The sequence below is a fragment of the Kocuria sp. NPDC057446 genome (genome assembly GCF_042802875.1).
In the GTDB taxonomy this organism is placed as follows: domain Bacteria; phylum Actinomycetota; class Actinomycetes; order Actinomycetales; family Micrococcaceae; genus Kocuria.
Genome location: NZ_JBHVDI010000176.1, coordinates 1 through 7189, shown reverse-complemented (window position 1 = coordinate 7189; position 7189 = coordinate 1). Strand labels below are relative to the sequence as shown.

Genomic DNA, 7189 nt, shown 5'->3' with positions numbered 1-7189 from the left:
CCGGGGCACCTGCCCCGGCCACCGGCCCGTCCTCCCCGGTCCGGCCGTCCGCTCCTCAGTCCAGGACCGGCAGCTCGGTGGTCTCGAAGCGCTCGCGGAAGAAGGAGGGGTTGCGCCGGTACTGGACGAGCATCACGGCGACCCCGAGCAGGAGCATGCCCACGCCGAGGACGAAGACGAGCCCGACCCCGCCGATCGCCGAGCCGGAGCCGTACTCCGGGTCCATGGAGTCGTAGGAGGTCTGGACGAAGAAGACCAGCAGCAGGATCCCGCCGAGCAGCGGCGCCAGGAACTTCGTCAGGAACCCCGTGGCGGTGCGGAAGGCCTCGCGGCGGAAGTACCACACGCAGGCCAGGGCGGTGACGCCGTAGTAGAAGCAGACCATCATGCCCAGGGTGGTGATGGTGTCCCACAGGACGTTCTCGGAGACCACGCGCATCACCGCGTAGAACACCGAGGCGATGACGGCCGCCGCGATCGTGGCGTAGCCCGGGGACTGGAAGCGCGAGGTGATCCGGGCGTACTTCGCCGGCAGCGCCCCGTAGTGGCCCATCGCGAGCATGGTGCGCGCCGGGGAGATCATCGTGGACTGCAGCGACGCGGCGGAGGAGGACAGCACCGCCAGGGACATGAGGATCGCGAAGGGGCCCATCACCGGACCGGCGAGCGCCGCGAAGACGTTCTCCTGGATCTCCGCGTTGCCCAGGCCGAGCTCGGCACCGCCCACGCCGGAGTAGGCCAGCACCGCGAGCGAGACCGTCATGTACAGGGCGACGATGACGAGGATGGTCGCGATGGCCGAGCGGCCGGGCCCGTTGGCGGACTCCTTGCTCTCCTCGTTGAGGGTCAGCACCACGTCCCAGCCCCAGTAGATGAACACGGACAGGGAGACCCCGGCGGCGAACGCGGAGAAGGTCTCCACGCCGAAGGGGTTGAACCACTCGGCGCGCACGGTCAGGCCCTCGAAGGCCGTGCCGCCGCCCACGTGGCCGAAGGCCGCGGCGGCGAACCACAGCAGCACGACGAGCTGGAAGACGACCAGGACGTACTGCACCACCTTGGTGGCCTCCATGCCGCGGTAGGAGACCCAGGCCGCGAGCGCCACGAACGCCAGGCAGGTGGCCACGTTGACGGGCACGTTGCGGGTCAGCTCCGCGAGGGCGTCGTTGCCGGTGATCTGGGCGAGGGCGAGGTAGAAGAAGTCCACGGCGATGCCGGCCAGGTTGGAGAGCACCAGGATGGTGGCGGCGAGCAGTCCCCAGCTGCCCATCCACCCGATCCACGGGCCGAAGGCCTTCGAGACCCAGGTGAACGTGGTGCCGGAGTCGGGCATGGCCCGGTTGAGCTGCCGGTACCCCATGGCCACGAGCAGCATGGGGACGAAGCCGACCAGCAGGATGGCCGGGAGGTGGGTCCCCACCGCGGCGGCGGTGGGCCCGAGGGCTCCGGAGAGCGTGTAGGCGGGCGCGATGGTGGACACGCCGATGACCACGGAGCCCAGCAGGCCCACCGAGCCCTTGCTGAGTCCCTTCTCGTGACGCGTGCTCTGCTGCTCGACGAGCGGTGCGGTGCTCATGACGCGGTCTCCTTCTCGGTCCGGGCGTGGGCGGGGTCCGGGGCGGGCCGCGGGACCACGACCATCGGAACCGGGACGTGCTTGAGCAGCCGTGCTGCGGTGGTGCCCAGGAACGTCTGCCGCCCCTGGGCCAGGCGGGACGAGCCGATGAGCAGGAGGCCGCCGGGGGCCCAGTCGACGTCCTGGGCGGCCTTCTTGAGGGTGCGCCCGGAGGCGACCCGCACGGTTACGGGCCCGGTGCGGCGGGCCTCCCCGGCAGCGGCTCCCAGGTGCTCCTCGACGCGCCGGCGGACCTGTTCGGTGGCGTCCGGGTCCGCGGCCTCCCCCTCGAGGAAGGAGATGAGCTCCAGCTCGAGCCCGGAGCGCTCGACCGCCTCGGCGGCCTCCCGGACGACCTGGTGCGCCCCGGGGCGGGTGCCCACGGCAGCGTAGACGCGGGTGAGCGGCTCGTCCCCGGCGTACCGGCGCGGGGCGAGCGCCACGGGCACGGGCGAGCTGTGCAGCAGCGAGTTCACCACGGAGCCCGGGGTGAAGCGGCCGCCGCCGGTGCCGGCGCCGACCACGATCATCGAGGCTCCGAGCTCGGTGGCGGCCTCGACCAGGCCGGCCGGCGCGGACCGCGCCTCCCGCACGTGGGTGCGGGCCGTGATCCCCTCCGGCACCAGCGCGGCGGCCTCGCGCAGCCACTGCTGCCCCTGCCGGCGGAGCACGCCCGAGATGTCCCCCACGGGGGGATAGACCTGCTGGTACGGGTCGTCCGCGCGCAGCACCAGGACGAGCTCGAGCTCGGCGCCCAGGTCCCGGGCGAGCGCGGCGCCCAGCCGCACGGCGTCCCGGCTGCGCCGGTCGCCGCTGCAGCCCACCACGTAGCGCGGCGCCCCGGCGGGAGTCATCGTTGCGCGCCCGTCAGCGAGCCGGCGCCGAGGACCTCGGCCGCGGCGAGCCGGCCCTGGCGCAGGGCGCCGTCGACGTGCTGGTAGCCCTCGGCCGCGAGGTCGGAGCAGGCCCATCGGATCGGGCCCACGGGGGTGCGCTGGTGCGCGCCGTAGCGGTGCAGCCCGCCGAGGTCGTAGCTGGCGGCGTAGGCGCCGCGGGTCCACTCCTCGGACCCGAAGTCGGACTCGTAGTAGACCACCGGCTCCAGCGCCTCCTCCCCCAGGTAGCGGGCGAAGGACTCCAGGATGACCCGCTTGCGCTCCTCGGCGCCCAGGGCGAAGACCGCATCGGCCTTCTCGTCGGAGACGAAGCCGACCAGGGTGCCACGGGGGTCCTCGTGGTTGGTGTTGTCGTAGACCTCCTGGGACAGCTCGTGGGCGCCGAAGCCCGTGCCGGACAGGCCCTTGGCCCGCCAGAAGGGGCTCTCGTAGACGGCGTGCACCTTGATCACCAGCCCCAGCGACTGGTGCTGGTGCATCTGGTGCTGCAGCCGCGGCAGAGGAGGCTCGAAGGAGATCCTCGAGTAGAGGTTCGGCGGGACGGCCACGACCACGTCCTTCGCCCGCACGGTGAGCCGGTCGGACCAGACCGTGACCTCCGTGCCGGGGACGTGCTCGGCGTAGGTGTCCTCCGGTCCGCCCCACCGCACGGTGCGCACCGGGGTGTCCAGGAAGACGACGTCGGGACCGAGCTGGGCGGCCATGGCCTCGGACACCGACTGCATGCCCCCGACCACGCGCCGGTCGAGGATGAAGTCCTCGTCCACGAGGTTCGAGAAGGACCCGGCGGAGGCGGCCATGAGCACGGCCTGCAGGGTGGAGAAGGCATGGGAGGGCTTGGTGAGCATCGCCCCGGCGATGAACATGCCGATGTTGGTGCAGGCCTCCTCGTCGTCGGAGCGGGCCCGCAGCCAGGAGTGGAAGGAGACCGTGTCCAGCTCCCGGGCCAGCGGGTGCGCCCACGGCTGCTCCACGCCGATCTGCTCGACGAGGTCGTCGAGGATGCCGATGAGCTTCTCCATCTCGGCCACGGTCCGCTCCGGCGCGGGGAAGAGGGAGCCAGTGTAGGTCCGGCGCACCCCGTCCGGACCGATGTAGACGGACTCGCCCTCGCGGTAGCGCGGGAACGTCTCCAGGCCGAGCTCCTCGACCAGGGCCAGCAGCTCGGTCTGGTCCGGCGAGATCCACTGCCCGCCGATCTCCAGGAACGCGCCGTCCACGGTCCTCGACCAGGTGCGCCCGCCCACGCGGTCGCGGGCCTCGAGGACCGCCACGGTCTTCCCGGCGGCCACGAGGCTGCGGGCCGCCATCAGCCCGGCGGGGCCGGCGCCGACGACGACGACGTCGCGCTCGAGCGCCGTCCTGCTGCCCAGGGTGCGCTGATCGGTCACTGTGCTCTCCTTCACGCTAAAATGAACTGTGTTCATTAAGCGGGAGCGCACCGCCGCCCGTCAAGACCCGCGGCCGGGAAATCCGCCTGGCGGCGAAGTGCTACTTCTTCGTCCGGCGGCTCCCGGCGTGCCAGTCCTCCTCGGTCCCCGGCCGGTCCGGGGCGACGCCGAGGCCCCGCAGCTGCGGCTGCTCCCGGAGGCTGCGCTTGAGCTCGGCGAACCCGGGGAAGCGGGCGAGCGCCACCACGTGGTCCCAGAGCTCGAGGGCCTCGTCCTCCTCCGGGAGCCGGCTGATGACCGGACCGAAGAAGGCCACGCCCTCCGGCGGGCCGAAGTGGATGATGGGGGTTCCCACGTCCCGGCCGGTCAGGTGCAGGGCCTCCTCGGTCTCCGCGCGGACCACCGCGTCCAGGGACTCGTCCTCGAGGGCGCCGGCGAGCCCGGCCGGGAGACCGGCGGCCTCGAGGACCGGCTCGAGGAAGGCCCGCGTGGCGCGGCGGTCCCGTCCGGGCGCGTCGGGAGCGGGCACCGGGTCGGCATCGAAGGTGTGCGCACCGAGGGCTGCGTAGAGCTGTCCCACGGCCTCGCGCCCGTGCTCGGCGCGGGTCCGGGCAGCGACCCGCAGCAGGTGCAGGCCGGCCGTGTGGCCCGCCTCGTACTCGGGCGGGAACCACGCGTCGTAGTCCACGTGCTCGTTGAGCAGGCGCAGGGAGATGAACCGCCAGTCCACCCGGTGGCCCCGGCGGGCGGCCACCGTGCGGACCCACTTGCTGGTCAGCCAGGCGAAGGGGCAGGTGGGGTCGAAGTAGAAGTGGAGGTCGGCATCCGTCATCGTCCACACGCTAGGAGCGCCCCCGTGCCCGGTCAAGGAGGCGGCGGCGGAGGCCACGGCCGTCCGACCGCCGCCTAGACTCGAGCTGACCGCCCCGGCCCGGCCACCACCCCGAGCCGCCACCAGCAACCGCAGCACCACCCCGAGGAGGACCCCGCCCATGGCTCCCGCCCGAACCCCTCCTCGCCGCCGCGGGCGCCCGAGCCAGCCGGTGCTCTCCGAGGAGCGGATCACGAAGGCGGCGATAAAGATCGTGGCCACCCGGGGCTACCGGCACCTGACGATGACCGAGCTCGCGCGCGAGCTGAAGGTCTCCACCTCGGCCCTGTACAACCACACGCCGTCGAAGCGCGAGGTGCTGATCCGGGTCCAGGACGCGATCAACCAGGGGATCGACTGCTCCGCCTTCGGCACCGCCCCGTGGGACCGGGCCCTCGAGAGCTGGGCGCGGTCCTACCGCGACTGCTACGCCCAGCACACGGCCATGATCCCGATCATGGCCGTCCAGCCCGTCGCCGACTCCCCGCACACCCTGCAGATGTACGAGACCGTGGCCACCGGCCTGGCGGACGCGGGCTGGGAGCGTGCCAGCATCGTGGACGTGATCGTCTCGGTCGAGTCGCTCGTCTTCGGCGCCGCGTACGACGCCACGGCCCCCGCCGACATCTTCGACCCCGGGGAGCGCTCGGACCTCGCCCCGGTGTTCGCCGACGCCGTGCGGGCACGGCCGGCGGACGCCACCACCGCGGCGGACGAGGCCTTCGACGCCGCCCTCACCGCCATGCTGGACGGCTTCCGGCTGCGTCTGGAGGCGGCCCGGGGCCGGGCCGCGGCCCAGGACTGATCCGCCGGCCGGGACCGAGCGGCCGGCGGCAGCGCCCCCGGCCGCTCGGCTCAGGCCTCCAGGGCGTGCATGACGTGCTTGACCTGGGTGTACTCCTCGACCGAGTAGAGGGAGAGGTCCTTGCCGTAGCCGGAGTTCTTGAACCCGCCGTGCGGCATCTCGGAGATCAGCATGACGTGGGTGTTGACCCAGACGCAGCCGAACTCGAGGTCGCGGGAGACCCGCATGGCCGTGCCGTGGTCGGTGGTCCACACGCTGGAGGCCAGTGCGTAGTCCACGTCGTTGGCGAGCTCGAGCGCCTCCTCCTCCGTGGCGAAGGGCTGCACGGTGAGCACCGGGCCGAAGGTCTCCTCCTGGACGAGGGCGTCGTCCTGGTGCACCCCGGTCACCACGGTGGGCTCGAAGAAGTAGCCGGGGGCGCCCTCGACCGGCTTCCCGCCGGTGACCACGGTCGCGTGCTCGGGGAGGTCGGCGAGCTTGCGGCAGACGTCCTCGAAGTGGCGGGCGTTGTTGAGGGGGCCGTAGAAGTTCCGGGACTCGTCCGGGTCGCCCGTCACGATGTCCCGGGCCGCCGCGGCCAGCAGCCGCACGAACTCGTCGTGGGCGCTGTCCTGGACCAGGATGCGGGTCACCGCGGTGCAGTCCTGGCCGGCGTTGAAGGTGCCGAACTCCACGAGGGCCTTCGCCGCGGCGGGCAGGTTGGCGTCCGCGAACACGACGGCGGGTGCCTTGCCGCCGAGCTCGAGGTGGCCCCGGGTGAGGTTCTGCGCCGCGGCCAGGGCCACGGCCCGCCCGGCGCGCACGGACCCGGTGATGGAGACCATGGAGGGCGTGCGGTGGGCGGTCATGAGGGCGCCGGTGGTGCCGTCCCCCAGGAGGATGTTCACCACGCCGGCGGGGAAGATCCCGTCGATGAGCCGGGCCAGCACGAGGGTGGACTCGGGGGTGGTGTCCGAGGGCTTGAGGACCACGGTGTTGCCGGCGGCCAGCGCGGGGCCGAGCTTCCAGATCGCCATGAGCAGCGGGTAGTTCCAGGGGGTCACCTGCGCCACGACGCCGACGGGCTCGCGCCGCACGTAGGAGGTGTGCTCGCTCATGTACTCCGCCGCGGCTTTGCCCTCGAGGGTCCGGGCCGCGCCGGCGAAGAAGCGCAGGTTGTCGGCGCCGGCGCCGACCTCCTCGTCCGCGATCATCTGGCGGGGCTGGCCGGTGTTGCGGTGCTGGGCGGCGACGAGCTCGTCGCCGTGCGCCTCGAGCGCGTCCGCGAGCCGGAGCAGCAGGAGCTGGCGCTCGCTCGGGGTGGTGCGCCTCCAGGTCCGGAAGGCCTTCTTGGCGGCGGCGAAGGCCTGGTCCACGTCCGTGGCGTCCGAGACCGGGGAGACGGCGACCGTCGTGCCGGTGGTGGGATCGACGACGTCGATCCGGCCGGTGCCGTGGGCGTCGACGAAGGCGCCGTCGACGTAGTTCTGCAGGACGTCGCTCATGGTGGTTCCTCTCTGCGGGCGAGAACGCGGTGCCCGTCAGTCTAAATGATTGACGTTCATTTTTATAGGGCGGGCGTGACCCGCATCACCGACGACGGCGGACCCCCGCGGCCGAGGGGACTCGGCC

General features: G+C 72.6%; 6 protein-coding genes. 1 reads left to right on the top strand and 5 read right to left on the bottom strand.

All coding sequences use genetic code 11. The features are described from left to right. Nucleotides 1–55: 55 nt before the first annotated feature. The 4 genes from ACFU0Y_RS16000 to ACFU0Y_RS15985 form a co-directional block, all read right to left on the bottom strand. Nucleotides 56–1576, bottom strand: a complete 1521-nt coding sequence (locus ACFU0Y_RS16000) for an APC family permease (RefSeq protein ID WP_380215595.1) — start codon at nt 1574–1576, stop codon at nt 56–58. Next, nucleotides 1573–2469: a universal stress protein gene (locus ACFU0Y_RS15995; protein WP_380215593.1), complete on the bottom strand. Its 897-nt coding sequence runs from the start codon at nt 2467–2469 to the stop codon at nt 1573–1575. Before ACFU0Y_RS15995 ends, ACFU0Y_RS16000 begins: the two co-directional genes overlap by 4 nt. After that, nucleotides 2466–3902, bottom strand: a complete 1437-nt coding sequence (locus ACFU0Y_RS15990) for a flavin monoamine oxidase family protein (protein WP_380215591.1) — start codon at nt 3900–3902, stop codon at nt 2466–2468. Before ACFU0Y_RS15990 ends, ACFU0Y_RS15995 begins: the two co-directional genes overlap by 4 nt. Nucleotides 3903–4002: 100 nt before the next feature. Continuing rightward, nucleotides 4003–4734, bottom strand: a complete 732-nt coding sequence (locus tag ACFU0Y_RS15985; protein WP_380215589.1) for a hypothetical protein — start codon at nt 4732–4734, stop codon at nt 4003–4005. Nucleotides 4735–4894: 160 nt separating this feature from the next. On the opposite strand from ACFU0Y_RS15985, the gene ACFU0Y_RS15980 reads away from it, so the two are divergent. Beyond that, nucleotides 4895–5578, top strand: a complete 684-nt coding sequence (locus ACFU0Y_RS15980; RefSeq protein WP_380215587.1) for a TetR/AcrR family transcriptional regulator — start codon at nt 4895–4897, stop codon at nt 5576–5578. Between the two features lie 50 nt (nt 5579–5628). Here the strand turns inward: ACFU0Y_RS15980 and ACFU0Y_RS15975 are convergent, their stop codons facing one another. After that, nucleotides 5629–7062, bottom strand: a complete 1434-nt coding sequence (locus tag ACFU0Y_RS15975; protein WP_380215585.1) for an aminobutyraldehyde dehydrogenase — start codon at nt 7060–7062, stop codon at nt 5629–5631. Nucleotides 7063–7189 lie beyond the last annotated feature (127 nt).

Excerpts from the sequence above, each read along its gene's own strand:
- ACFU0Y_RS16000 (WP_380215595.1), bottom strand. The coding sequence starts at position 1,576 with ATGAGCACCGCACCGCTCGTCGAGCAGCAGAGCACGCGTCACGAGAAG.
- ACFU0Y_RS15995 (WP_380215593.1), bottom strand. The coding sequence starts at position 2,469 with ATGACTCCCGCCGGGGCGCCGCGCTACGTGGTGGGCTGCAGCGGCGAC.
- ACFU0Y_RS15985 (WP_380215589.1), bottom strand. The coding sequence starts at position 4,734 with ATGACGGATGCCGACCTCCACTTCTACTTCGACCCCACCTGCCCCTTC.
- ACFU0Y_RS15980 (WP_380215587.1), top strand. The coding sequence starts at position 4,895 with ATGGCTCCCGCCCGAACCCCTCCTCGCCGCCGCGGGCGCCCGAGCCAG.
- ACFU0Y_RS15975 (WP_380215585.1), bottom strand. The coding sequence starts at position 7,062 with ATGAGCGACGTCCTGCAGAACTACGTCGACGGCGCCTTCGTCGACGCC.